The organism is Actinacidiphila glaucinigra (genome assembly GCF_900188405.1).
Taxonomy (GTDB): domain Bacteria; phylum Actinomycetota; class Actinomycetes; order Streptomycetales; family Streptomycetaceae; genus Actinacidiphila; species Actinacidiphila glaucinigra.
This window is the reverse complement of sequence record NZ_FZOF01000028.1, coordinates 30,804-54,460: the sequence shown is the minus strand read 5'-3', so window position 1 is coordinate 54,460 and position 23,657 is coordinate 30,804. Positions and strand designations below refer to the sequence as shown.

The following is a 23,657-nucleotide window of genomic DNA, read 5'->3' as shown; positions in this document are numbered from 1 at the left end:
CCGCGCCGGCGCCCTCCCGGTGGGCGCCGCGGGACAGACTAGCCCCGCCGTCCGCTGCGCGCGTGGGGTTGGGGCTGTTGCGCGGGACGTGTGCGGGACGCCGTACCGTGGGCTCATGGCAGTCCCCGAGCTGATCCGCATCGTCTCCCGCTCCTCCCCGATGGCACTGGCCCAGGTCGAGCGCGTCCGCGCGGAACTGGCCGCGCTCCACCCCGGCATCCGGACGGAGGTCGTGCCCGTCACCACGTCCGGTGACCGCTGGATGGGCGACCTCGCCCGCCTCGGCGGCAAGGGCGCGTTCACCAAGGAGGTCGATGCCGCACTCCTGGAGGGCCGGGCCGACCTGGCCGTCCACTGCGTGAAGGACGTCCCCGCCGACCGGCCGCTGCCCGCGGGTACGGTCTTCGCCGCGTTCCTGAAGCGGGACGACATCCGTGACGCCCTGGTGCACCCCGGCGGTCTGACCCTCGACCGGCTCCCGCCCGGCACGCGCATCGGCACGTCCTCCGTGCGCCGCATCGCACAGATCATGGCCTCGCACCCGCACCTGACCTGCGTCCCCATGCGCGGCAACGCCAACCGGCGGCTGGAGAAGCTCGCCGCGGGCGACGCGGACGCGCTGCTCCTGGCTGTCTCGGGGCTGGAGCGCATCGGCAGGACCGACGTCATCAGCGAGGTGCTGCCGGTGGAGACGATGATCCCGCCGATCGGTGCCGGCGTCCTGGCCCTGCAGTGCCGGGAGGGCGACGCCGAGACGATCGACGTCGTGAGCGACCTCGGCGACCCGGCCGCGCACCGGGAGACCACGGCCGAGCGGATGTTCCTGCACGTCCTGCAGGGCCACTGCAACAGCCCGATCGCCGGCTACGCCCACGCCGAACGCGACGGCAGGCTCTCGCTGCGGGCCCGGGTCTTCTCACCGGACGGCAAGACCGTCCTCGACGCCCACGAGTGGGCCGGCCCCCTGGACCCCGCCACCCTCGGGACGTCGGTCGCGGTGGCACTGCTGCGGCAGGGTGCCCGCGAGCTGATCGACAGCATCGGGCACTGACGGGAGCCCGGCCGCCGTCGACCCCGCGGCGGCGCCGGGGAGACTGGTGGGCGCCGCCGGCCGTCAGCCGCCGGCCGCCCGCCGTCCGTCACCGTCCTGGGAGAGCCGATTGTCCCGCCGCGACCCCCGTGTGCTCGTCTACACCCGCACCACCGCCTACCGGCACGACTCGATCCCCGACGGGGTCAGGGCCCTCACCGAACTGGGGGAGCAGCACGGCTTCCGGGTGGACGCCACCGAACGGCCCGAGGACTTCGAGGGGGCCCGTCTGCGCCCGTACGACGCCGTGGTGTTCCTCTCCACCAGCGGGGAGGTGCTCGGTGACACCGGCCGGGCCGCCCTCGCGGCGCACCACGCGGACGGCGCCGGGTTCATGGGCGTGCACGCGGCGGCCTGCACGGAGTACGACTGGCCGTACTACGGGGAGCTGCTGGGCGCGCGCTTCACCGGGCATCCGCCCCTGCAGAAGGGCACGGTCCTGGTCGAGGACACCGCCCATCCGGCCACCGCGCACCTGGGCGGGGCCTGGAAGGTCACCGACGAGTGGTATGACTTCGACCGCAGCCCCCGCCCCGGCGTGCGGGTCCTGGCCTCCGCCGACGAGTCCTCGTACACCGGAGGCTCGATGGGCGCGGACCATCCGCTGGTCTGGTGCCACGAGTACGGCGGAGGGCCCGTCTTCTACACGGCGCTGGGGCACTCCGCGGAGGCCTACCAGGACGCCGCCTTCCGGGCCCATCTGCTGGGCGGGCTCCGGTCGGTGCTGCCCGGGGCGGCGGACTGAGCGGGGCCTTCGCGCCCGCTCTCAGAGGCGCCGCAGCACGGCGACCACCTTGCCCAGGATGACCGCCTCCTCGCCGGGGATCGGGTCGTAGGCCGGGTTGTGCGGCATGAGCCAGACCCGGTCGCCCTCGTGCTTGAGCCGCTTGACGGTGGCCTCGCCGTCGATCATCGCGGCCACGATGTCGCCGTGGTCGGCCGCGTCCTGACTGCGCACCGTGACCCAGTCGCCGTCGCAGATCGCGACGCCCGTCATGGAGTCGCCGACCACCTTGAGGGCGAACAGCTCGCCGGCGCCGACGATCTGCCGGGGGAGCACGAAGACCTCGTCGACCTGCTCCTCGGCGAGGATCGGCGTGCCGGCCGCGATCCGGCCGATCACCGGCACCCGCGCGGACGGGGAGGCGCTGACGGGCTGCGCGCCCGGCTCGGAGTCGGCTTGCGAGGGCCAGGAGCAGCGCACGCGGTAGGCGCGCGGGCGGTGCGGATCCTGCTCGATGACACCCTTGCGCTGCAGCACCGCCAGTTGGTGGGCGACCGAGGACGTGCTGGCCAGCCCCACGGCCTCACCGATCTCGCGCATCGACGGCGGGAATCCGCGGTTCTCCACCGAACTCAGGATCGCCTCGACGATACGGGTCTGACGGTTGGTCAGCCCGTCGGGGCCGGGATTGTCCGAGCCCTGCGGGCGCCCACGGCGCACTGTCGTAGTGGTGGGCTCCATGCCCCGTCCCTCCCTGTACGGATCTTGCTGCGATACGCAACGTTACCCTGCTCCAGGACGCTTTTGGAACGCGTGTGCGAAATTCCGTGAAGATCTGTGCACACGCCGCACGCAACCGGCGGGGATCGCCGGCTGATTTCGCTGTCACAAACGGAGCGGCTGCCCGGTCGGATATTGGGGATCGCGTGTTCGAGGGCCGGGCGCGGAATGGGGCGGGAATCGGACCGGAATGCGGCCGGCAATTCCCCCGCCCGGCGGCGGGCCTCGCCTCTTCACACGCGTCCCCGTGTGAACACACGCCGCACGGCGGCGACACCCCTGGAATACGCGGACCGGTCCGGGGGCGCGGCGTGCCCCCTGGCTCGGAGGAAATCGCCGTCTGTGTAGGCTGGAACGGCTGGCAAGGGCGGATGCGACGGTGGAGGAAAACGCGACGATGCAGCCAGGGGACGCGGAGCGCGACGGCTCGCTCGACGAGGCCGCGGCGGTGTTCACGGCCCTGCGCCCCCGATTGTTCGGCATCGCGTACCGGATGCTCGGCAGCGCCGCGGAGGCCGAGGACGTGGTCCAGGACGTCTGGCTGAAATGGCAGGCCACGGACCGCGACGCGGTGGAGAACCCGACCGCGTTCCTGACCACCGCGACGACCCGGCTGGCCATCAACGTCACCCAGTCCGCCCGCGTCCGGCGCGAGGGCTACGTCGGGCCCTGGCTGCCCGAACCGGTCGACACCCGCTCCGACCCCGCGCTGGGCGCCGAACGCGGCGAGGCGGTGGAGATCGCGGTGCTGCTCCTGCTGGAGCGGCTCACGCCCACCGAGCGGGCCGCGTACGTGCTGCGCGAGGCCTTCGACTACCCGTACCGCGAGATCGCCGGCGTGCTCGACCTGAGCGAGGCCAACTCCCGCCAACTGGTCAGCCGCGCCCGCAAGCACATCGCCGCCGGGCGGCGCGAGCAGGTGGGCACGGCGGAGCACCGCCGGCTTCTCGAGGCGTTCGTGGCGGCCGCCCGGGCGGGCGACATGGCCGGCCTGGAGAAGCTGCTCGCCACGGACGTGGTGAACTACGGCGACGGTGGCGGCGCCGTGCGCAACGCCGCCAAGGTCCCCGTGTTGGGCAGTGCCAAGGTGGCGCGGTTCATCACCGCCTTCGCGCCGCGCTTCTGGATCGACACGGAGGTGGTGTGGGTCGAGGCGAACGGGCAGACCGCGGCACTCGTCATCCACGCCGGCACGCCGATGGCCCTGCTCAGCATCACCGCCTCCGAGCGGGGCATCGACCAGCTGATGTGGGTGCTCAACCCGGCGAAGCTGACCGGCTTCAGCTCCCTGGCGGCGGGCCCGGCCGAGCCGTCAGCATAGGCCCGGCCCGGTCCGGCCGTACGGGAAGCCGCCGCGTGTCCCGTCAGGCGTCGGGCGCGGTCCGGCCGGGGGTGACGTCACCCGCGCGCAGCAGGCGGAGGAAGGCCTTGAGGCCCGTGATGATCTCCTCGTTGTCCGTGAGCCGGTCGATCGTGGACTCGAACTCCCGGGCCAGCGCGGTGATCCGGCGGTCGGCGTCCTCGGCGCGCTCGTACACCGAGACCCCCAGCGCATCCATGCCGCGCCGCAGTTCGGCAAGGGCCCGGTACTGCTCCTCGGCCTTGCCCTCGAGGACCTTGATGCCGTTGTCCGTGCGCTCGACGCGCTGCTTGAGCGCCAGTACGTCGTCCCGCGGATGGGTGACGTCCTTCAGCAGGGTGCCCAGCCGCTTCCGCAGCTGGCCGAACCACGCGCCCGCCGGCCGGAACACCATGCTCAGCAGGAAGAACCCGGCGATCCAGTACCCCGCGCCGCGACCGGACGCCACTGTCGCCGCCACCACCCCGGCCGCCGTGAGCAGATGGCCCGCCAGGGCGACCCGCAGCATCGTCCGGGCGATCCGCGCGGCCTCGTCGTCCCGCGCCTGAGGGACCGTCAGTCCCTTCTCCCGGCTCACCGCGATCTCGGCCAGCACCGACCGCGCCCGGAAGTAGACGTTCCACGGCACCGTGAGCAGGACGAGCAGCCACAGCAGGCACAGCACCCCGGCTCCCACCCCCAGGACCGCCGGCAGCGGCGCGCCCACCGCATAGACCAGCGCCAGCGCGCCCGCGGTCACCGCCAACGCCAGCGCCGCGCCCAGGAATCTCCCCATGGCCGCCTCCAACCTCCTTCGCCCGAGGGTTCGTTGCCTTCATCATCCCGCCCGGCCGGGACGCGGGCATGAGTACGGCTACTCACTCCGCCCCCGCCCCGGTGCGGTGCCGCGGGGGCCGGTGGGATTGAATCGGCGCGGTTCCAGGCCCCTTTCCTCGACCGGAGCACCTCATGAACACCCCACGTCCTCCGGCGGCGTCCCTCGTCGCCGTCGCCGTCCTGATGACGGCCTCCTGCACCGCGGGCGCGCACGGCGGGTCGGCGGACGCGCCGCCCGCCGGCCGCTCAGGGCCCGGCGCCTCCGCGGAACGGGACTGCACCAAGGGGGAGTTCCGCTGGGGCCGGATCGAGCAGCGGGACGTCCTGGCCGCCGTCTCGGACCCGCTGCGTGTCCGCATCGCCGCGGGGAGGACCCGGCACACCCGGCTCACCCTCCTCCCGCTCCGGTCGATGCGGGCCACCGTGTCCCCGTCCGGCCGGCTCACGGCCTCGGACGCCGAGGCCGCCGTCGCGGCGCTGGAGCGCAGGACCGGGCTGCCGCTCGCGCGCACCGGCACGGCCTGGACGCTGGAGGACGGCGACAAGGTGTCGGACACCGAGGGGACCGGACCGTACGAGGGGGTCATGGTCGCCTCGGTCGGGGTCAGGCTCGTGGAGGCGCCCTTCACCCGTACCTGCTCCGGCACCGCCCGGCCCCCCGTGCGCGGCACCGTGGCCACCTGGTCCACGGTCCCCTTCGCGGATCTCCTGACCTGCGGCCTGGACGAGCCACTGCCGGCGGTAACGGCGCAGGCCGAGGCCCTCGTCTGCGGCGACGGCATCAGGGCAGGCGCGTGAACGGCCCGCCGGTACGTGACCCGGCGCCCCGTCCGGGAAGGAGACGGCGCCCGCAGGAGGCCGGCGACGGGCGCGCGCTCAGCGGGGCCGGGTGATGGTCCGGTGCACGACGTACCCGTCGAGCCCGGCCGTCCCGTCCAGGCCCGTCGCTGTCCCGTTGACGGCCACGGCGCCCGTGCGCAGCCGGCGCGCGACGGAGACGGCGCGTTCGAGGTCGGCCGACCACACGCCGCCGGACATGCGGTACTCGGAGTCGTTGGCCATCCGCACGGCGTCGTCGTCCCCGTCGTGGGCGATGACCGTCAGCACCGGGCCGGAGATCTCGTCCTGGGCGATGCGCATGCGGTGGTCGACGTCCGCGAGGACCGTCGGGGTCACGTAGTAGCCCTCCTCCAGACCGGCGGGGACCCGGGAGGAACCGCCGGTCACCGGACGGGCCCCCTCCTCTATGCCGAGGTCGATGTACGACATCAGGCGCTCCCGCCGCTCGCGGCCCGCCATCGGCCCGATCGAGGTGTCCGGATCGGCCGGGTCACCCACTTTCAGGGACCTGACGGCGTCCGCGACCGCCGCGACGACCTCCTCGTACCGGCGGCGGGGGGCGAGGACGCGGGTCCGCGCGGCGCACATCCTGCCGTTGTCGCCGAGTGAGGCGAACAGCCCCCGCACCGTCCGCGCGAGGTCGGCGTCGTCCAGGACGATCGCGGCCGCCTTGCCGCCGAGTTCCAGGCGGACCCTCTTGAGCTGCTCGCCGGCGAGCGCGGCGACGCGGCGCCCGGCGCGGGTCGAGCCGGTGAAGGCGATCGCGTCGACGTCCGGGTGCGAGACAAGGTACTCGCCGGTGTCCCGGTCGGCGGGCAGGACGCTCAGCGTGCCCTCGGGCAGCCCCGCCTCGGCGTACAGCTCGGCCAGCAGCCCCATGGACAGCGAGTTCTCCGGCGTGGCCTTCAGGATGACGGTGTTGCCCGCCAGGAGGGCGGGCGTCAACCGCGCGGTGGCGGCCGAGAACGGGCACTGCAGCGGGATGACCGCGGCGACGACGCCGACGGCCTCGCGCCGCACGATGGTGTCGAACCCCGGGGAGGGGTCACGTGAGCGGACGGTCTCCTCCCAGCCCTGCTCCTCGGCGGCCTTGAGACAGGCGTCGACCCGCCGCGTCAGGGAGGCCTGCTCCGCGTCCGCGAACCGGCGGGGCGTCCCGGTCGCGGCGGACACCCGCGCCGCGGCCTCCGCCGCGCGTTCCTCGCGCAGCCCGTCGACCCGGCGGATCACCTCCTGCCGCTCCTCCGGATCCATGTGCGGCCACGGCCCGCTGTTGAAGGCCGCGCGCGCCGTCGCGACGGCGACGTCGGCGTCGCCCGGTGCGGCCTGGGCGGCGCGCCCGAGCAGGGAGCGGTCGTGCGGGGAGCGGATGTCCAGCGGTCCCGGGTGCGCCGGGGCGGTCCAGACACCACCGATGTACAGCCTGTCGTACACGATCATCGAGTTGCTCTTTCCTGTCCGGGACGCTCCTGCCGCTCCGGGGGGCGACGGGATGCCCGATGGCGGCTCGCCGGCAGCGAGCGGGTGTGGGCGCCGATGTCACGGACCCGGCATGAAGACGGCCTTGGTCTCCAGGTAGGCCTCCAGCCCCTCGGGACCGCCTTCGCGGCCCAGGCCCGAGGACTTCCGGCCGCCGAAGGGGACCGAGGGTGCCAGTTCGAATCCGTTGACGCTCAGCTGGCCCGACGTCACCCGGCGGGCCACCCGGTAGGCGCGCTCGGGGTCGGCGCCGTGGACACTGCCGCTGAGCCCGAAGGCGGTGGCGTCGGCGAGCGCCACCGCCTCGTCGACGTCCTCGTACGCCTGGACGGTCACGACCGGGCCGAAGATCTCCTCGCGGGCGATCGTCATGGCGGGCTCGACGTCGGCGAAGACCGTGGGCAGCACGTAGTGGCCGTGCTCGTGGCCCGGGCTGCGCCCGCCGCCGGTCACCACCCTGGCCCCCTCGCGGCGGCCGCTGTCGATGTAGCCCAGCACGCGCCGGAGCTGCCGGGCGTTGAGGAGCGGGCCCACCTGTGTCGTCCGGTTCCAGGGATCGCCGACCCTCAGCAGCCGGACGCGGTCGGCGTACGCCGCGACGACCTCCGAGATCCGGGAGCGCGGCGCGAGGATACGGGTCTGGGCGAAGCAGACCTGTCCGGCGAAGGGCATGGTCAGCGGGGTGAGGGTGTCGAGGGCGTCCGGCAGGTCCACGTCGTCGAGCAGGATCGCGGCGGACTTGCCGCCCATTTCCAGGGTGACCCGGGCGAAGCGCTCCAGGGCGGTCCTGGCGACGGCGCGGCCCGTCGGCACGCTCCCGGTGAAACTGATCTTGTCCACGCCTGGGGAGGCCACCAGTGCCCGCGACTCCTCGCGATCCGCGGTGATCACGTTGACCACCCCCGGGGGCAGTCCGGCCGCCTCGGCGCACTCGGCGATCACCAGGGCGTCCAGCGGGCTCTCCGGCGGCGACTTCACGATCACGGCGCAGCCCGCCGCGAGAGCCGCGGGGATCTTGTACGCGAGGATGTTGAAGGTGGCGTTCCACGGGACGAACAGGGCGGCGACGCCGACGGGTTCACGGATCACCCGGGCGTGTCCCCGCGAGGTGGGACGGCGGTCGTGGAACGCGTACGAGCCGGCGAGCTTGGCGAAGTAGTCGAAGCGGCTCTCGCCGGCCTGGACGAGCCCCTCCGCGAACGCGACCGGTGCGCCGACCTGGGCCGTCCAGAGCCGGGCCAGCAGCGGCAGCCGCCGGCGTACCTCGTCGGCCAGCCGTCGCAGGTGGGCGGCCCGCTCGGGTGCCGGCATCCGTGGCCAGGGGCCGTGGTCGAAGGCGGTGCGCGCGGCGGCGACCGCGCGGTCGACGTCCCGGGTGTCCGCCAGGGGCACATGCAGCAACTCCTCCTCCGTGGAGGGGGAGACGACGGGTGTCCGGCGGGTGCCGCTGGGGGAGACCCATCGACCGCCGATGTGGAAGCACTGGCCGGTTTCCCCGGAGAGTGCTGAGGACAGCTCGAACATGGCGATTCCCCGAGGTCGGCCGGACCGCCGCCACTCGATCGGCCGGGTCCGGCGATAGGAGCAGAGTGTCGATATGGCACTTACGGAATGTTTCCCCTGAAACATTCCGTAAGGGATGATTCGTCGCCGGTTCGATCTGCCGGGCGCAGCGTGGGTGTCACGCGCGGAAGCCGCGCCCACCGGTCTCCCGTGGGCGCGGCTTCCGATTCCGTGAGGTGCGCCACCGAAGCGCTGGTCGCAGGCCTGCTGTGGCCGGTGGCCAGATGTCCGGCCGGCGCCGGGTACCGGTTGTGGACCGGTTCCCGTAGCGGGTCTTACCGGCCGCCGCCGCCACCGCCGCCGTGGCCGCCACCGCCGTGGCCGCCGCCACCGTAGCCGCCGCCACCGCCGCCGTGGCCACCGCCACCGCCGCCGTGGCCGCCGCCACCGCCGTCCCACCAGCCGCCACCGTAGCCGCGGTCGTAACCGCCGCCCCAGCCGCCGCCGTGGTCGCCGTAGCCGCGGTCGTAACCGCCGTAGCCGCCGCCGCCGTAGCCGCCACCACCGTGACCGCCACCGCCGCCGCCGTGGCCACCGCCACCGCCGCCGCCACCGCCGTGTTCGGCATAACTGACCGCTGCTGAGGCCGGTGAGCTCGTCGGTGCCGCGACGGCCGTTGAGGCCGCACCCCCAAGGGCGAGCGCAAGGCCTGCCACTGCGGCGAGGGGCCACTTGGAAATACGCATGAGAACTCTCCTAGCCAGGTCGGTTCCTGGGCGTGGACACGGTTCAAGGGCCACTGCGCCGGACAGTCCGGTCGGCGCCCCACCCCCGCTGCGGGTTGTGAGGTCTCGCAGTCAAGTGGTGATGTTCGAAATGTTGCCTTTGCCACTATTTGTCCACGCCCCCCACGCTGCGACCGCCAGGTCGTGACGTCAAGGAGCGAGCCTGGTAGTGCCACTACCAGGCTCAGGGGAAAGGCGCCGGAACCGGGGGCGTCAGTCGCTCGGCGAGTCGTCGTCGAAGGGCTCGTCGCTCCACCGGAACCAGGCCTGGTCGTCCTCGATGTGCAGCAGGAACTCGGCCACGGGCCCCGAGGGCGAGGACAGCGTCACCGCGCGGCGCACCTCGGCGTAGGCCGCCTCCCACGCGGCCCAGGGCTCGTCCTCCTCGGCCGGCGCAATCATCGCGGCCTGCATCAGGGCGAGTTCGCGGGCGAACAGCGGTCCGACCCGGGCGAAGGCCGGGGCGGGAGAGAACCGCCCCGACAGCCACGGGAAGTCGGCCTCCTCGACCGTGATGTCCCCGACGGGTTCCCCGTCGCTCAGCACCCGCCAGGTCTCGCCCACGAACCCCATGGTGTCCTCACCAGCCCTCCGTGGCCCTCAGTGGCTCCCGGCGCCCGCCTGCTCCGGCTCCTCGTGCAGCGCGGCGTCGGCCGCGCCCCGGGTGAAACCGGTGAACGCCACGCGCAGGCCGGCGCGTTCGGGGGAGCAGCAGAACGGTCCCGCGGTGGCGACGGCGTCCGGGGCGAGCGGCGCCAGCCGGACCAGCCGCCAGGGGCCGTCGTCGCGGCGGGCACGGATCGTGACCGCGTCGCCGGAACGGCTGGCGCGCACGGTGACGGAGTGCCCGGCCCAGTCGGGCACCGGCGCGAGAGACCAGTCAGACACCCCGCGGGTGACGACCGCGCCGAGGTGCGGCACGCCGTCGGACATCTCGATCCCGGCCTTGACCCAGGTCTCCGCGTCGACGCGGATCATGAGCCCGGCCTGGTCGTACAGCGTGTCGAAGTCCGCGCGGAACGTCACCTCCGTCGACGTGTCCGCCGGGAACGCGGTGAGCAGCGCGTGCCCGTCGTCGCGGACGAAGCCGTAACCGGTGGTGCGCCAGAAGTCGCTGCGGTCGCGGGTGGTCACCAGCATCCCCGATCCGTCCCGCTCCGCGTGCTGCGGGGCGTTGAGCCACGTGGCCTCGTCCCAGTCGATCGGGCGCTGCTCGTTCATGGACCGTCCTTCCGGTGGGGCGGGCCCCTGGGCGCGATGCCGCGGGGCCGCCGCTGGCGTGGGCGGGCCCAGCGTAGATCAGCGTTCCGGCGGCGGAACACGGGCGGGGGCGGCACGGCGCGGCGGCAGGTCATTCCCGCTCGGGGCCGGAGGGCGGCACCCTCGTGGACGGACCGGGCTCGGGGCCGCCGGACAGCGCCGACGGCGCGTCGACCGCCCGCGGTTCGTGCGACAGGCCGATGCCCGCCGGCTCCCGCCGCACGGTGATCAACGCGGCGTCGTCGCCGAGCCGTCCGCCGCAGTAGTCGAGGAGGTCCTCGCGCACGTGCCGCACCAGGTCCTCCGGAGTCTCGCGACCCGGCCAGGACGCGACGCGCTCGGCGAGGGGGTAGAAGCGGCCGGACCCGTCACGGGCCTCGGTGACGCCGTCCGTGTACAGCAGCAGGATGTCGCCGGGAGCGAAGGGGAAGGTGTCCACACCCGGGTGCGAGGGCTGCAGCACCCCCAGGCCGATGGGGGGCGCCGGCTGACTCGGGTCGAGCGTCGCGAGGCCGTCGGCGGCCAGCCGGAGCGGGGGCGGGTGGCCGCAGTTGAGGATGCGCACCTCGGGACGGTCGTCGGGGAAGTCCACCAGGATCGCGGTGATGAACGACTCGACCGCGGCGTCCTCCTGCAGTCCGTCACCGCCGGCCTGCGCCGCCTTCCAGGACACCGTGGCCTCCAGGTGCGCGTACAGCGCGGGCAGCGGTGGAGCGCGGTAGGCGACGCTGCGGAACGCTCCGAGCAGCAGGGAGGCGTCGCCGATCGCGGGCAGGCCCTTGCCCCGGACGTCCCCGATGAGCAGCCGGGTGCCGCCGGGCGTGCGCACCGCCGCGTACAGGTCGCCGCCGATCCGGGCCTGGTCCTCGGCGGCCTGGTAGTCGAAGGCGATCCGCAACGGGCCGATGCGCTCCGGAAGGGGCTGCAGGACGACCTGCTGTGCGGCCTCCGCCACCGAGCGCACCTGCTGCAACTCGGCCTGGTGCCGTTCACGCAGCCTGACGAAGACCACGGTGAAGGCGGAGACGAGCACCAGCGCGATGATCTCGCTCTGGCGGTACGAGGTGGTGATGGTGCCGTCGGCCACCGACACCACGGTCAGCGCCGCCACCGCGAGCCCCCCGATGAGGCCGGTGAGCCGGAGCCCGCCGAACGACGCGGTCAGCGCCGGCGCCACCACCAGGAGCGGGCCCAGGTGGCCCTCCGTGGGGATCAGCAGATCGCTGATGACGATCGCCACGATCAGCAGTACCGGGACCGCGATCAGGGCCGGATTCCGCTCCGCGGACCAGTACGTGCCTGCGCGTGGTGCAAGAGGCATACCTCTTGCTTACACCTCTCCCGCCGACCCCGCGCGTGGCGCAACCCCGGCGGGTACGGGCAGCAGCAGCGCCGTCACGTTGTCGTGGCCGCCCGCGTCGAGCGCGTACCCGACCAGCGAACGCGCGCCTTCCAGCGGCCCCCCGCCGCCCCCGGAGGCGGGGGCGGCGGCCAGCCGGTCCCGCAGCGCCTCCGCAGTGGGCAGGTACCGCCACAGCCCGTCGGTGCACAGCAGAAGACGGCCTGGGACGGCCGGCCGGCCGCTGCGCACCCGCGGTACCGGCTCGCCGCTCCCGGCGCCCAGCCAGCCGGTCAGGGCCTCCAGTTCACCGGTGTCGTCGTCGGTCAGCGCGATGGCCAGGCCCTCGTCCGGCAGCCAGTACGCCCGGCTGTCGCCGATCCAGGCGCACCACAGGCCGCCCGGACCGGTGACGCCCGCGACGAAGGTGCAGGCCGGTGCCTCGTCCCGGGAGACGGCGAGCGCGGCGACCGCGCGACCCGCGCGGCGGGTGGCCTCCTCGAGCGCGATCTCCGGCGCGGTGCCGGCCAGCAGCGCCGGCACCAGCGCGCCCGAGGCGACCTCGGCGGCGAGCCGGGCGGCCCGTTCGGAACGGGGCGACATGGACACCCCGTCGCACACCACGCCGATCGTCCACGCGCCGGCCGTGGTCACGGCCATCGCGTCGGCGTTCACCTCACGCCGCTTCCCCCGGTCGCTGACGCCCGCCGCACCGCCCGCGGCGGCCTCCACACGCGACCGGAACGCCGGCTGTGCGACACCGCAGTCCCAGCAGTGACCGTCCGGGGCCACCGTCCCACCGCACCGCGCGCACGCCGGCGCGTCACCCTGTCGTCCGTCCATGGGAGGACCCTACGAGGGGCCGTGCGGTACGAGGAAGGCCTGATGGGGCCGGGGATCAGGACGGTGTGCGGCGCAGCGGCGCCAGGGCCTCGCTCCAGGCCACGACCTCGTCGAGGACGATTCCCAGCTCGCCCGCCCGGCGCGGGCCGGGCTCGAAGCGGCTCATGTCGGCGAAGTCCCGGAAGAGGGAGAGCGCCACCTGCGCGCGGACGGTGGCCACCCGCAGCTCGGCCATCACCAGCCGCAGGTGCTCCACCGCGCGGGTGCCCCCGACGCTGCCGTACGCGACGAACCCGGCGGCCTTGTTGTTCCACTCGGCGAAGAGGTAGTCGATGGCGTTCTTCAGCGCCCCCGGGATCGAGTGGTTGTACTCGGCCGTCACGAAGACGTAGCCGTCGAAGGAGCCGATCTTCTCCGCCCAGGCGAAGGTGTGCGGGCGGCTGTACCGGCCCATCGACGGCGGCACCGGTTCGTCGAGCAGCGGGAGGGCGTAGTCGGCGACGTCGACCAGTTCGTACTCGGCGTCGCCGCGGAGCGCGGCGTTCTCGTACACCCACTGGGCGACGCCCTCTCCGATGCGCCCGGGGCGTGTGCTGCCGAGGATGACGGCGATCCTGGTCATGGTGCTGCTCCTGGACGGTCCTGGTTCCGGGTGGCCGGGCGGTGCGCCGGAAGCGGTGGACCGGCGCCTGAGGCACCTTCCATGCGGGCCCGCCGGTGAACCCGCCGGGGCCGGGGGTTCACCCGATCGCCGTGACGGCGGGGGTGTGCCGCCTCAGCGGACCCGGGGCTCCAGGGAGATACGCACCGTGATGCGCTTGCCCACCGGCTGGCGCTGCACGTCGTAGCCCTCGCACAGCGCGAGGATGATCTCCAGACCGTGCTGGCCGATCCGCCCGGGCTCGGCCGCACGGGCCAGGGGGAGCGTGCTGCTGGTGTCCCACACGGACACCAGCAGCGTCGCCGTGTCGACGTCCACCTCGAGGTCGAGCAGGCCGGGGCCGGGAGCGTACTTGCAGGTGTTGGTGACCAGCTCGCTGACGACGAGCTGCGCGGTCTCGACCGTTTCGACCGGTACCGGGACGCCGTGCTCGCCCTGGACGCGGGCGAGGAACCCGGCGGTGAAGCGCCGGGCGGCGGAGATCGCCTCGGAGTCCCCCTCGTGCGCGAATCCCGCGTGGATGCAGGGCCAGTCGGCCAGGTGGGCGGTGCGGCCGTCCAGCCTCGGTTCCATGGTGGTGCCTTTCGTACTGCTTCCCCGGCGGGCCGCGCTCAGATGCGGCCAGCCGTCCGTCTACCCCGTATTCCGCGTCTGACGCTCATCCGCTTCCGGCCACGTTCACCGTCGGGGCAGTTTGGTGACGGTGTCCAGGTAGAAGGCGTCGATGCTGTGCACGGCCCGCTCGAAGTCGTCCAGGTTGACGGGCTTGGTGACGTACGCGTTGGCGTGCTGCCGGTAGGCGCCGGTCACGTCGTCGGGTGCCGCGGAGGTGGTGAGGACGACCACGGGGATCGCGCGCAGTTCCTCGTCGCTCTTGAGGATCGCCAGCAGCTCGTGGCCGTTCATCCGGGGCATGTTGAGGTCGAGGACGATCAGGTCGGGGCGCCGGTTCGCCGGGTCGCGCAGATACTCCAGCGCGGCGAGGCCGTCCTCGACCTGGGTGAGGTTGCGGGCCCCGCGCTCGGCGAGGGCGTCGCCGATGAGCATGGCGTCCGCGGGGTCGTCCTCGACCAGCAGCACGTCGTGGGGGCGGGCTGGGGCGATCATCATCATTGGCTCCGGGTCCGGTCGGTGCGCCGCGGGGGACGGTGGGGGGTGTCGCTGGTCACCAGGCCGGGCCAGCGGCGGCGGGCGCCCTGGCGGCTGATGTTGCAGGCTCTGCCGATCTGGGGGTATCCGGCACCTGCGGCGGCCGCCTGCTCGGCCGCGAGGGTCTCCAGGTGCCCGATCGCCTGCTGGAGGAGGTTGAGCATGTGCAGGTACGCAAGGGCCTCCCCGCGTGCTCGGGTACCGTCGTCGGCGGCGGTCCCCGGGACGGTCAGCGGGCGGAGGGCATGACGTGCCAGGCGCCGGGCGAGGTCGTCGACCGTGCCGATCGCCAGTGCGGCGAGTTCTTCCTCCGGCAGGCGCGGAGCGAAGTGGGTGCCAGGCATGGCCCCCACCTTAGGACCTGCCGAAACGCACGACAACAAGTGTTGTCGTACGGCCGTTACAGTGGGTTCCGCCCTCGGGCATCCGACGGCGGCGAGGCAAGCGGAGGGCGTTCGGCGTGGCAACGGGCGAGACGATCGTGCAGACGGACGGCGGCCCGGAGGCGGCGTACGTCCCGGACGACGCCCCCGGCCCGGGCCGGCTGTCGGCGTGGACGACCCGCCGGTGGCTCCGCGTCGGGGTGAGCGTCGCCCTCGCGGTGCTCGCCGCGCTGGGCGCGCTCGGGATATGGGCGCTGGACCGCAGTACCTCGCTCACCGACCAGTTGGTGGACCAGCGCTCCCCGGCCCTGGTCAACGCCATCCGGCTGGAGGCCGCGCTGGTGAACCAGGAGACCGGCGTCCGCGGATACGGGCTCAGCGGGCAACGGCAGTTCCTCGATCCGTACACCCAGGGGCTGACGGACGAGCGGACCGCCCTCGACCGGCTGCGTCCCCTCGTCCAGGGCGACGCGCGGGCCCGTGCCGACCTCGACGGAGTCGTGGACGCGGCCGCCGCCTGGCAGGGGCTCATCGCCCGGCCGGTCGCCGCCGCTGCCGCCAAGCCGGGGGAGCCGGTGCCGCTCGCCATCGCACGGGCCGACGAGGGCAGGGCCGCCTTCGACCGGGTCCGCGACGCCCTGACCGGCCAGCAGGAGCACCTGCGGCAGGCACGCATCACCGCCGGCACCCAGCTCGACGCCGCGGTGCGGCTGCGCAACAGCGTGTTCACCGCCATCGCCGTGGTCATCGTGCTGCTGGCCGTGCTCGTCTTCGAAGGGCTGCGGCGCGGCATCAACGGGCCCCTGGAACGGCTGGGCACCGAGGTCCGGCAGGTGACGCGGGGCCGCTTCGACCGCCCCATCACCGCGACCGGCCCGGCCGACCTGCGGCGGCTCGGCCGGGACGTGGAGGCCATGCGGCGCAGGCTCGCGGAGGAGCTCTCCTTCGCCGAGCGGGCGCGGGAACTCCTCGACGAGCAGTCGGCCGAGCTGAAGCGCTCCAACGCCGAACTGGAGCAGTTCGCCTACGTCGCCTCGCACGACCTGCAGGAGCCGCTGCGAAAGGTGTCGAGCTTCACCCAGCTCCTGCAGCGCCGCTACGGGGACCAACTGGACGAGCGCGCCGACCAGTACATCGCGTTCGCCGTCGACGGCGCGAACCGCATGCAGACCCTCATCAACGACCTGCTGGCCTTCTCCCGGGTGGGCCGGGTCCACAACCAGCAGAGCACCGTGGACCTCGAGCGGATCGCAGACGCGACGGAGGAGGCGCTGAGCGTGGCCCTGGAGGAGTCCGGCGCCCGCGTCACCCGCGACCCGCTGCCCACGGTCGTCGGCGACACCACACAGCTGGGCATGCTCTGGCAGAACCTGATCTCCAACGCGGTGAAGTTCCGCCACCCCGAGCGGGAGCCGCGCATCCACGTGGGGGCCCGGCGCGACGGCGACCTGTGGCGGTTCTCCGTCACGGACAGCGGCATCGGCATCGACCCCGAGTTCGCCGAGAAGGTCTTCGTGATCTTCCAGCGGCTGCACACCAGGGACGCCTACCCGGGCAACGGCATCGGGCTCGCCATGTGCAAGAAGATCGTCGAGTTCCACGGCGGCGCCATCGCCATCGACCCGGAGTACGGCCCCGGTACCCGCATCGCCTTCACCCTCCCAGCACAGCAGGCCGAGGCCGAGTCCGAGACCGGTGCCGAGTCCGAGACCGAGACCGGGCCCGCCGCGGCGGACGCCGACGGGGCCACGCGGGAGCCGCGACCGTGACGACACCCCCCGCACCGCTCGCCCCCGTGGCGCACCACCGGATCCTGCTGGTCGAGGACGATGCCGGCGACGCCCTGCTGGTGACCGAACTGCTCGCCGACACCTCACTGCGCTACACGCTCGTCTGGCACAAGACCCTGGCGGACGCCTGCTTCGAGCTCTCGCAGCGGTCCGCCGACTGCGTCCTGCTCGACCTGCACCTGCCCGACGCGGCGGGCCTCGGCGCCGTCGCCGAGATCCAGCGCGCCGACGCGAACACCGCCGTCATCGTGCTGACCGGTCTGGCGGAGGGGCAGGCAGGTTCCGAGGCCCTCGCCACCGGCGCGCAGGACTACCTCGTCAAGGGCAAGGTCGAGCCGGAACTCCTGCAGCGCGCCGTCCGCTACGCCGTCCAGCGCAAGCAGGTCGAACGGGCCGGCGCCGACCTGCAGGCCGGCAGGCTGCGGGCGCAGGAGAACGCACGCCTCGAACGCGGCCTCCTGCCGCAGCCGCTGCTGACCACTTCCGCCGTCACCGCCACCAGCCGCTACCTCCCCGGGCGGGAGAGCGCCCTGCTGGGCGGCGACTTCCTCGACGTGGTGCAGACCGACGACGGGCGCGTCCACGCCGTGATCGGCGACGTCAGCGGTCACGGACCGGACGCCGCGGCACTCGGCGTCTGCCTGCGCATCGCCTGGCGGGCGCTGACCCTGGGCGGTCACCGGGGCCCGGAACTCCTGCGCCTGCTGGAGCGGATGCTCGTCGCGGAACGTTCGCACCCCGACCTGTTCACCACGTGCACCCTGCTCACCCTGGACTTCGCCGCACGGCGGGCGACGGTGCACCTGGCAGGGCACCACGAGCCCCTGCTGACCGCCGGCGGCGTCACGCGGCCGGCCGAGGCGGCCCATGGCGTCGCCCTGGGCATCGCACCGGGCCTCGACCAGTGGCCCGCCACGGTCCTGGACCTGCCGGAGCGCGGCACCCTGACCCTCTACACCGACGGCCTCATCGAAGGCCACGCGGGCCCCGGCCGTGAGCGGCTCGGCTCGGAGGGCCTGCTGCGCCTGCTGGCCAGGACCTCCGTGACGGGGCCCGACGCCCACCTCGACGCGCTGATCGGGCAGGTCCGCCGGCTCAACGAGGAACGCCACACGGACGATCTGGCGGTGCTGCGCCTGGACTGGGACGCGACGGCGCGCCCGGTGCGGCCGTGCCCGCCGGCGGTTCAGACGACGCGGCGGTGAGCGGCCGGGGCCGCTGACTCCAGGCGCTCCAGGAGGAGCCCCTCGCGCGTGGACCAGGGGCAGATCTCCACGCTCTCCACCCCGCACATCTCCATCAGGGTCTCGGCCACCAGTGCCCCCGCCAGGGACTGACCCGCGCGGTGCCGTGAGATGCCCGGGAGCTTGGCGCGCCCCGCCGGGCCGTTCGCGGCGAGAACGGGCACGATCTCCCGCACCTGCTGCAGCGACAGGCGGTCCAGGCCCTCGTCGGACGTACCGCGGGCAGCCGCGAGCCGCGCCAGCTGGGTGAACGTCTTCGAGGAGGCCAGCACCCGGCCGTCGCGCGGCGCCCGGGGCAGGGCGTCGCCCAGCTCGGCGACGGACGCGCGCAGCCGGTCGCGGACCTCGTGCAGCCGCCGCTTGGAGGTGACGGCGTCCACCAGGTCCCAACGGCGGTTGACGGCACGGGCCCCAAGGGTGAGCGAGTGCACCGCGCGCGGCTGCTCCCCGGTGCCGTCGGCGATCTCGACCGTGCCGCCCCCGATGTCCAGCACCAGCAGCGGCAGTCCGTCATCCCCCGCCCACCGGCGGGCGGCCACATAGGCCAGCCGGGCCTCCTCCTCGCCCGACAGCACCCGCAGCCGGGTGCCGGTCGTCCGGGCGACCTGCGCGATCACCTCGTCGCGGTTCGGCGCGTCCCGGATGACGGAGGTGGCGAAGGCGTACACCGAGGGCAGCGAACGCCCCCCGTCCGCCGCCAGGGTCCGGGCCACCGCGTGCTGGACGCTGCGCACACCCGAGCGGTCGAGCCGCCCCGTCGCGTCGAGCGTCTCGTGCAGCCGCAGCCGCACCTTCCGCGCCAGGACCGGTTCCAGCGGTGAGTCGTCCCGTCGCTCCACGATCGTGAGCAGGGCGCTGTGGCACCCGACGTCGAGCACTCCCGTTCTGCGGACCTTCCGTTGGGTCTTCAATCCGTACCTCCACCCCGTATCGGCACCGCACTGTCCTCATTCCCCGGATCGACGCTGTTCGCCCCGGGAACGGGCAGCGCGCCGTCCTATTCACGGTCCGTAACGGCGCCAAGTCAAGATCTTTTGACGAGATAGTTGCGGAGAGCACACAGGCGCTCACGGCTCCCGACGTGCCGTCGGAGTCGACGGAGGGGCGAATTCCGCCCGGACGGCGGCCCTTTGGGACGTCACCGGGCCGGTCCCGCCAGTTGCGTCAGGGCGGCCGCCGTCAGAGCGGTGACGCCCGCGGGGACGGACAGCCGGGGGTCGGGACGGAACGCGGGGGAGTGGTTCGGCGGCAGGGCGGCCATCTTGGCCGCGGCGCCCGCACCCGGGGTCCGCGCCCACTGCTCCGGGCCGACGCACCCCAGCATCCAGTAGGCGGTGCGTACCTCACCCACGCCGTGCAGCGCCGCCCCCGCCGGGCCGTAGAGCGGGAAGTCCTCGGTGGCCGTGGACGCGGGCCAGACGGCGACGCGCCCGGCGCCCAGGGTCTCCTCGTGCGCCCGGCGCACGGCCGCGACCGTGCCGGGGTCCGCGAGCGTGGGCTGCGACCGCGCGAGGACCCGGACGGAGGGATCGCGCGGGCAGCCGGAGGCCGCGCACTCCGCGGTCACGATGCGGTGCACGGCCGCCGTCACCCGCTCCAGCGCCTCGTCGCCGAACGCGCGTACCGAGACCTCCAGCGTCGCGGACGCGGGCACGACGTTGCCCCGGGTGCCCGCGTGCAGCGAACCGACCGTCAGCACCACCTGCTCGGCCGGACTCGTCTCCCGCGACACCACGGTCTGCAGCCGCAGCACGATCGCGGCCGCGGCCACCACCGGGTCCACCGCCAGGTGGGGGCTGGCCGCGTGGCCGCCCGAGCCGTGCACGACGACCTCGAGCAGCCGGCTGCCCGCCAGCACCGGCCCGTGCGCGTGCGCGACCATCCCGGCCGGCAGCGGCGCGGTGTGCTGGGCCAGGACGACGTCGGGGACCGGGAAGCGGGTGTACAGGCCGTCCTCCAGCATGGCGCGGGCCCCGCCGAGGGTCTCCTCCGCCGGCTGGCCCACCGTCACCAGGGTGCCCGACCAGTGTCCGGTGGCGCCCGCGAGCAGCGCCGCCGTACCGCCGAGGCACGCCAGGTGCAGATCGTGCCCGCACGCGTGCATGACGGGTACCGGGCGGCCCTCGGCGTCGGGGGCGACGGCCTCGCTGGCGTACGGCAGGCCGGTGGCCTCCCGGACCGGCAGCGCGTCCAGTTCGGCGCGCAGCAGCACCACCGGGCCGGGGCCGTTGCGGAGCACGCCGACCACGCCGTGCCCGCCGACACCGGTGGTGACCTCGAGACCCGCGTCCCGCAGGCGCTCCGCGTGCCGCGCCGCGGTGCGCTCCTCGGCACCGGACAGCTCCGGATGCCGGTGCAGCTCGAGGTAGTCGGCCACGGTGGGCCGCAGGACGCGGGGCAGGCCGTCGAGGACCGGGCCGTACGCGCCGTTCGGGGAAGGGCTCACAACTGGCTCCCGTCGATGGGGTGTCGGGGCGGAAGGGCCGCCGGACGGCTGACAGCGGGGTGACAGCGGGACGCGCACGGATCTGCCAGCGGCACCCCTTAGAAAGGAACCCGGGTACGGCGCACGGGTGTGCGGTTGTCCTCAACCGCCGCCCGGAGCCGCGCCCTTGTCGTCGCGTTCACCCATGGGCCGACCGGCCCGTTCCCTCAGGAGGAGACACGATGCCGCAGAACTCGCTGGAGTCGCTCGCCCAGGAGATCCTCGAGCTGGAGTCCGAGACCTTCGAGATCACCGACTACTCGGACGCGAGCGAGGTCATGCTGGGCTCGTCCACCAGCTGCTCGAGCACCAGCACCTGCTCCAGCACCACCAGCACCACCAGCTGCACCGCCTGATCCTCCGGATCCGGGTCATCGCCCTCCGCGCCGCGGTTCGTACCGCCGCGCGGAGGGCTTTGCCGTGCTCCCTGCGGGCGGGGCAGGCTCAGGGGAACGGGTGCGGCACGCGCCGCAGTTCGTCCTCCCCGAGATCCGTGCCCCGCAGCCCGGCCCGGCGGAACGCCGTGCGCAGGCGGAGCATGTGCAGGGCGCGCTGACGCGTCCAGCCGAAGTCGATCGGCAGCAGGCCGGGGACCAGGGTGCACACCGTGCGCAGACCCAAGCGCTCCTGCTCGGGCGTCGTCTGGTCGACGGCGATCACGTCGAAGCCCGCCCCGGTGAGGACGTCCCGGCAGAGCCGGACGTCGTCGAGGAGGTCCCCGGTGCGCGGCAGCCGCCGTTCCCAGTCCGCGTACAGCTCGCCGGGCGGACGTACGGCGGCCGGCCGCAGGTACGAGGCGGCGTGCTCCGCCATCTCGGGCAGCCCGAAGAGCGCGGCGTGGTCGGGAAGCCGCCGCACGAGCCCGAAGTCCCGTGCCATGGCCTCCAGTTCCTCGGGTCGTTCGCGCACCTGCCCCGGCAGGTGGGGGATGTAGGTGAGGATCTCGGAGACCGCCGACTCCACGGCGGTCTCCGGATCGAAGGCGGCCCCCGCGGCGAAGGCCAGGGTGCCGGGGCCGCCGTCGCGGCGCACCGCGAGCCCGGTGGCGACCGGTACCGGCAGGTCCACCCGGTTGTCGAAGACGTGCACGTCGTAGCCCTGCAGGGCGGCCCGGTCGACCATGGCGTGGATGGTCCCGCGGGTGCAGGAGCCGAGGTCGATCTCCGTGAGCGCTGCGTTGCCGTACCAGCCGAGCAGGAAGGAGTCGCGCTCGATCAGCTCCAGCAGCCCGAACAGGACCGCCTCCTCCCAGCAGCTGCCGATGGCGCAGCCGTTGGAGCACTCGAAGACGAAGTCGTCCGCCGCGAGGCCCGCGCTGTAGTGGACGAGCCGGGCCGGGACGAGGACCGGCCGTTCGTCGCGCAGAGACCAGCCCGGCACCCACGGGATGGGGCGGTCGGGCGCGAACGGGCTCAGCATCGGGTCGTCGCGGTACGTCTGCGGCGCGTACAGGCCGCACTCGCGCGGGTCGAGCGCACGGTCGCCGAGCACGTCGTAGGACTCCGTCAGGAGCGGCCCGCGGCGTCGCCGGTGGGTGCCGGCGTAGCGCTCGAGGCCCTCCAGGAAGGCCAGGTCGCGGCTGGCCCGGAAGGAGTTGGCCTGGCCGCTCCACGTGACGTCGGTCAGGCCCGCGTAGCCGCGCATGAAGACGCTCCCGGCGACCGGCGCGGTCGTCGGCGACTTCACGTCCGTCCAGGTGGTGGCGCCGAGGACCCCGCACACAGGGTTGGCCAGCGCGTCGGCGGGCAGCGCGTACGAGCGTGGGGAACGCAGCCGGTACGCCTCCGGGGACGGCTTGGGCCGGGGCATCGGGGCCGTCCTCGGAGGCACCGCCGGGGTCCCGTCCTCGGGGACGCAGTGCGGGCACAGCGGCTCGCCCAGCAGGGGCACCGAGGTGACCTGGAGGGTCGCGAGGTCCAGCCGGGTGACGCGGGGCAGCGGCCCGGAGGGGCCGGCGGTCAGGGCGCGCTCGTACAGGGACGAGACGGCGTCGACGACGTAGCCGGGAAGGGCGGGCCACTCGCCCGCCGCCCGTGTCGCCGTGCCGGTCTCCCACGCCTCGCGCTCCGAGCGGGTGCGCAGCCGTTGCCAGCGCATGGCCAGGCACTGGCCGCACGCCCGCTCCGCGGGGTCGGTGCCGCGCCAGGGGCCGATCAGCACGGCGTCCCAGGTGAGGTGGATCGTGGCGGCCGGGCGCTCGGCGCGGTGCGGATCGCGCCCGGGGACGAGGGTGTCGGCGGTGCCGAGCGGCACCACGAGCGGCGGCGCCGCGGGGTGGCGTTCGGCGAGGGCCACGCCCAACGCGCGGGCCGCGGTGTCCATCAGCGCCGCGGGCGGCGCCGTCGTGGGGGCGAGGTCGGCGGTCATCCGCGGTTGCTCCAACGGAAGGTCTTGGCTGCGACCAGCGCGAACAGCGCCGCGAAGCCGATGAGTCCGGCGCAGGACAGGGCGTAGTCGGCCGCGCTGCCGTGGTGGGTCTCGGAGAGCGTGCCGAGGACGCCGTCGTTGAAGTAGCGCAGCGGCAGCGCCAGGGACAGGTCGCGCACCCAGGGCGGCATCAGGTCGGCCGGGAAGAACGACCCGGACAGGAACGCCATCGGCACCATGATGCAGTTGGCGATGGCGGCGACCGCCTCGGGCGTGTCCGCGAGGCTGCCCACCACCAGGCCCAGCGCCATGAACGTGGTGATGCCGAGCACCAGCACCGGGAGCACCAGCGGCCAGCCGGAGGCCAGCCGCAGCCCGAAGCCCGGCAGCAGCGCCACGCCGATGAACAGCGCCGCCTGCGCCAGCCCCACGCCCACGGCGATGGCGTAGCGGGAGGCCAGCACGGACGTCAGCGAGGCGGGTGTGCGCCAGATGAGCCGCAGGATGTCGTCGCGGCGCCAGTGCATCAGGGTGAAGGCCACACCGAACATGGCCGCGTTGCCGACACCCCACGACAGCACGCCGGGGGCGATGTAGTTGATGTACGGGGGGCCGTCGTCCTTGACGGTCTGGCCCTGGAAGATCAGGCCGAAGACGATCAGGAAGAGCAGGGGGAAGGCGAAGGTGAAGAAGACGGTGGTCTTGTCCCGGACCGCGGCACGGTAGTTGGCCCGGGTCAGTGCGGTGTACGCGCTCACG

Annotated in this window: 24 protein-coding genes; 7 read left to right on the top strand and 17 right to left on the bottom strand. The window is 73.9% G+C overall.

Annotated features, from left to right (window positions below):
- The first annotated feature begins 115 nt into the window (after window positions 1-115).
- Window positions 116-1,051: a hydroxymethylbilane synthase gene (gene hemC / locus CHF15_RS35665; RefSeq protein ID WP_089228068.1), complete on the top strand. Its 936-nt coding sequence runs from the start codon at window positions 116-118 to the stop codon at window positions 1,049-1,051.
- Between the two features lie 109 nt (window positions 1,052-1,160).
- The gene (locus tag CHF15_RS35660; protein WP_089228067.1) at window positions 1,161-1,835 is read left to right on the top strand and encodes a ThuA domain-containing protein; all 675 of its coding nucleotides are present in this window, start codon (window positions 1,161-1,163) and stop codon (window positions 1,833-1,835) included.
- Between the two features lie 21 nt (window positions 1,836-1,856).
- Here CHF15_RS35660 and lexA read toward each other — a convergent pair whose 3' ends face one another.
- Complete coding sequence (gene lexA, locus CHF15_RS35655; RefSeq protein WP_245939214.1) at window positions 1,857-2,555, bottom strand: transcriptional repressor LexA; 699 nt, start codon at window positions 2,553-2,555, stop codon at window positions 1,857-1,859.
- Between the two features lie 436 nt (window positions 2,556-2,991).
- On the opposite strand from lexA, the gene CHF15_RS35650 reads away from it, so the two are divergent.
- Complete coding sequence (locus CHF15_RS35650) at window positions 2,992-3,915, top strand: RNA polymerase sigma-70 factor (RefSeq protein WP_089228065.1); 924 nt, start codon at window positions 2,992-2,994, stop codon at window positions 3,913-3,915.
- 43 nt (window positions 3,916-3,958) lie between these two features.
- Here CHF15_RS35650 and CHF15_RS35645 read toward each other — a convergent pair whose 3' ends face one another.
- On the bottom strand, window positions 3,959-4,729 hold the full coding sequence (locus tag CHF15_RS35645) for a hypothetical protein (protein WP_089228064.1): 771 nt from the start codon (window positions 4,727-4,729) through the stop codon (window positions 3,959-3,961).
- Between the two features lie 173 nt (window positions 4,730-4,902).
- Here CHF15_RS35645 and CHF15_RS35640 point away from each other — a divergent pair, with 173 nt between their 5' ends.
- Window positions 4,903-5,568 carry a hypothetical protein gene (locus CHF15_RS35640; protein WP_089228063.1) on the top strand — a complete coding sequence of 222 codons (666 nt, stop codon included), beginning with the start codon at window positions 4,903-4,905 and terminating at the stop codon, window positions 5,566-5,568.
- Window positions 5,569-5,646: 78 nt separating this feature from the next.
- Here CHF15_RS35640 and CHF15_RS35635 read toward each other — a convergent pair whose 3' ends face one another.
- The 11 genes from CHF15_RS35635 to CHF15_RS35585 form a co-directional block, all read right to left on the bottom strand.
- Complete coding sequence (locus CHF15_RS35635) at window positions 5,647-7,050, bottom strand: aldehyde dehydrogenase family protein (protein ID WP_089228062.1); 1,404 nt, start codon at window positions 7,048-7,050, stop codon at window positions 5,647-5,649.
- A 99-nt stretch (window positions 7,051-7,149) separates the two neighbouring features.
- Window positions 7,150-8,613, bottom strand: a complete 1,464-nt coding sequence (locus tag CHF15_RS35630) for an aldehyde dehydrogenase (RefSeq protein WP_089228061.1) — start codon at window positions 8,611-8,613, stop codon at window positions 7,150-7,152.
- Window positions 8,614-8,927: 314 nt separating this feature from the next.
- Entirely contained in the window at window positions 8,928-9,338 is a 411-nt protein-coding gene (locus tag CHF15_RS45535) for a hypothetical protein (RefSeq protein WP_220093369.1), read from the bottom strand.
- A gap of 252 nt (window positions 9,339-9,590) precedes the next feature.
- Window positions 9,591-9,950, bottom strand: coding sequence for a hypothetical protein (locus CHF15_RS35620; protein ID WP_089228060.1), 360 nt, complete (start codon window positions 9,948-9,950; stop codon window positions 9,591-9,593).
- Window positions 9,951-9,977: 27 nt separating this feature from the next.
- Window positions 9,978-10,598 carry a DUF1349 domain-containing protein gene (locus CHF15_RS35615; RefSeq protein WP_089228059.1) on the bottom strand — a complete coding sequence of 207 codons (621 nt, stop codon included), beginning with the start codon at window positions 10,596-10,598 and terminating at the stop codon, window positions 9,978-9,980.
- Window positions 10,599-10,728: 130 nt separating this feature from the next.
- The gene (locus tag CHF15_RS35610; protein ID WP_089228058.1) at window positions 10,729-11,958 is read right to left on the bottom strand and encodes a PP2C family protein-serine/threonine phosphatase; all 1,230 of its coding nucleotides are present in this window, start codon (window positions 11,956-11,958) and stop codon (window positions 10,729-10,731) included.
- 9 nt (window positions 11,959-11,967) lie between these two features.
- Entirely contained in the window at window positions 11,968-12,819 is an 852-nt protein-coding gene (locus tag CHF15_RS35605) for a PP2C family protein-serine/threonine phosphatase (RefSeq protein WP_245939213.1), read from the bottom strand.
- 55 nt (window positions 12,820-12,874) lie between these two features.
- Window positions 12,875-13,441, bottom strand: a complete 567-nt coding sequence (locus tag CHF15_RS35600; RefSeq protein ID WP_089228056.1) for an NADPH-dependent FMN reductase — start codon at window positions 13,439-13,441, stop codon at window positions 12,875-12,877.
- A gap of 153 nt (window positions 13,442-13,594) precedes the next feature.
- Window positions 13,595-14,053 carry an ATP-binding protein gene (locus CHF15_RS35595; protein WP_089228055.1) on the bottom strand — a complete coding sequence of 153 codons (459 nt, stop codon included), beginning with the start codon at window positions 14,051-14,053 and terminating at the stop codon, window positions 13,595-13,597.
- A gap of 105 nt (window positions 14,054-14,158) precedes the next feature.
- The gene (locus CHF15_RS35590) at window positions 14,159-14,590 is read right to left on the bottom strand and encodes a response regulator (RefSeq protein WP_037731260.1); all 432 of its coding nucleotides are present in this window, start codon (window positions 14,588-14,590) and stop codon (window positions 14,159-14,161) included.
- Entirely contained in the window at window positions 14,590-14,973 is a 384-nt protein-coding gene (locus CHF15_RS35585) for a hypothetical protein (protein ID WP_089228054.1), read from the bottom strand. The genes CHF15_RS35590 and CHF15_RS35585 overlap by 1 nt, the downstream gene beginning before the upstream one ends.
- A gap of 137 nt (window positions 14,974-15,110) precedes the next feature.
- On the opposite strand from CHF15_RS35585, the gene CHF15_RS35580 reads away from it, so the two are divergent.
- Window positions 15,111-16,781, top strand: coding sequence for a sensor histidine kinase (locus tag CHF15_RS35580; protein ID WP_089228132.1), 1,671 nt, complete (start codon window positions 15,111-15,113; stop codon window positions 16,779-16,781).
- Window positions 16,778-18,007 carry a PP2C family protein-serine/threonine phosphatase gene (locus tag CHF15_RS35575; RefSeq protein ID WP_089228053.1) on the top strand — a complete coding sequence of 410 codons (1,230 nt, stop codon included), beginning with the start codon at window positions 16,778-16,780 and terminating at the stop codon, window positions 18,005-18,007. Before CHF15_RS35580 ends, CHF15_RS35575 begins: the two co-directional genes overlap by 4 nt.
- Here the strand turns inward: CHF15_RS35575 and CHF15_RS35570 are convergent.
- Both CHF15_RS35570 and CHF15_RS35565 read right to left on the bottom strand, forming a co-directional pair.
- Window positions 17,989-18,957 (bottom strand): Ppx/GppA phosphatase family protein, encoded by a 969-nt coding sequence (locus tag CHF15_RS35570; RefSeq protein ID WP_245939212.1) that lies wholly within the window; start codon window positions 18,955-18,957, stop codon window positions 17,989-17,991. The two genes, CHF15_RS35575 and CHF15_RS35570, sit on opposite strands and share 19 nt — an antisense overlap.
- Before the next feature lie 227 nt (window positions 18,958-19,184).
- Window positions 19,185-20,492, bottom strand: coding sequence for an amidohydrolase (locus CHF15_RS35565; RefSeq protein ID WP_089228051.1), 1,308 nt, complete (start codon window positions 20,490-20,492; stop codon window positions 19,185-19,187).
- A gap of 221 nt (window positions 20,493-20,713) precedes the next feature.
- On the opposite strand from CHF15_RS35565, the gene CHF15_RS35560 reads away from it, so the two are divergent.
- Window positions 20,714-20,887 (top strand): thiazolylpeptide-type bacteriocin, encoded by a 174-nt coding sequence (locus CHF15_RS35560; protein WP_089228050.1) that lies wholly within the window; start codon window positions 20,714-20,716, stop codon window positions 20,885-20,887.
- Between the two features lie 88 nt (window positions 20,888-20,975).
- Here CHF15_RS35560 and CHF15_RS35555 read toward each other — a convergent pair whose 3' ends face one another.
- Window positions 20,976-22,898, bottom strand: coding sequence for a TOMM precursor leader peptide-binding protein (locus CHF15_RS35555; protein WP_089228049.1), 1,923 nt, complete (start codon window positions 22,896-22,898; stop codon window positions 20,976-20,978).
- Window positions 22,895-23,656: an ABC transporter permease gene (locus CHF15_RS35550; RefSeq protein ID WP_089228048.1), complete on the bottom strand. Its 762-nt coding sequence runs from the start codon at window positions 23,654-23,656 to the stop codon at window positions 22,895-22,897. Before CHF15_RS35550 ends, CHF15_RS35555 begins: the two co-directional genes overlap by 4 nt.
- Between the last annotated feature and the right edge of the window lies 1 nt (window position 23,657).

Coding starts and splice junctions, on each gene's coding strand:
- CHF15_RS35635 (WP_089228062.1), bottom strand. CDS start 7,050: ATGATCGTGTACGACAGGCTGTACATCGGTGGTGTCTGGACCGCCCCG.
- lexA (WP_245939214.1), bottom strand. CDS start 2,555: ATGGAGCCCACCACTACGACAGTGCGCCGTGGGCGCCCGCAGGGCTCG.
- hemC (WP_089228068.1), top strand. CDS start 116: ATGGCAGTCCCCGAGCTGATCCGCATCGTCTCCCGCTCCTCCCCGATG.
- CHF15_RS35645 (WP_089228064.1), bottom strand. CDS start 4,729: ATGGGGAGATTCCTGGGCGCGGCGCTGGCGTTGGCGGTGACCGCGGGC.
- CHF15_RS35595 (WP_089228055.1), bottom strand. CDS start 14,053: ATGGAACCGAGGCTGGACGGCCGCACCGCCCACCTGGCCGACTGGCCC.
- CHF15_RS45535 (WP_220093369.1), bottom strand. CDS start 9,338: ATGCGTATTTCCAAGTGGCCCCTCGCCGCAGTGGCAGGCCTTGCGCTC.
- CHF15_RS35650 (WP_089228065.1), top strand. CDS start 2,992: ATGCAGCCAGGGGACGCGGAGCGCGACGGCTCGCTCGACGAGGCCGCG.
- CHF15_RS35600 (WP_089228056.1), bottom strand. CDS start 13,441: ATGACCAGGATCGCCGTCATCCTCGGCAGCACACGCCCCGGGCGCATC.
- CHF15_RS35630 (WP_089228061.1), bottom strand. CDS start 8,613: ATGTTCGAGCTGTCCTCAGCACTCTCCGGGGAAACCGGCCAGTGCTTC.
- CHF15_RS35590 (WP_037731260.1), bottom strand. CDS start 14,590: ATGATGATCGCCCCAGCCCGCCCCCACGACGTGCTGCTGGTCGAGGAC.
- CHF15_RS35620 (WP_089228060.1), bottom strand. CDS start 9,950: ATGGGGTTCGTGGGCGAGACCTGGCGGGTGCTGAGCGACGGGGAACCC.
- CHF15_RS35610 (WP_089228058.1), bottom strand. CDS start 11,958: ATGCCTCTTGCACCACGCGCAGGCACGTACTGGTCCGCGGAGCGGAAT.
- CHF15_RS35640 (WP_089228063.1), top strand. CDS start 4,903: ATGAACACCCCACGTCCTCCGGCGGCGTCCCTCGTCGCCGTCGCCGTC.
- CHF15_RS35555 (WP_089228049.1), bottom strand. CDS start 22,898: ATGACCGCCGACCTCGCCCCCACGACGGCGCCGCCCGCGGCGCTGATG.
- CHF15_RS35605 (WP_245939213.1), bottom strand. CDS start 12,819: ATGGACGGACGACAGGGTGACGCGCCGGCGTGCGCGCGGTGCGGTGGG.
- CHF15_RS35560 (WP_089228050.1), top strand. CDS start 20,714: ATGCCGCAGAACTCGCTGGAGTCGCTCGCCCAGGAGATCCTCGAGCTG.
- CHF15_RS35585 (WP_089228054.1), bottom strand. CDS start 14,973: ATGCCTGGCACCCACTTCGCTCCGCGCCTGCCGGAGGAAGAACTCGCC.
- CHF15_RS35615 (WP_089228059.1), bottom strand. CDS start 10,598: ATGAACGAGCAGCGCCCGATCGACTGGGACGAGGCCACGTGGCTCAAC.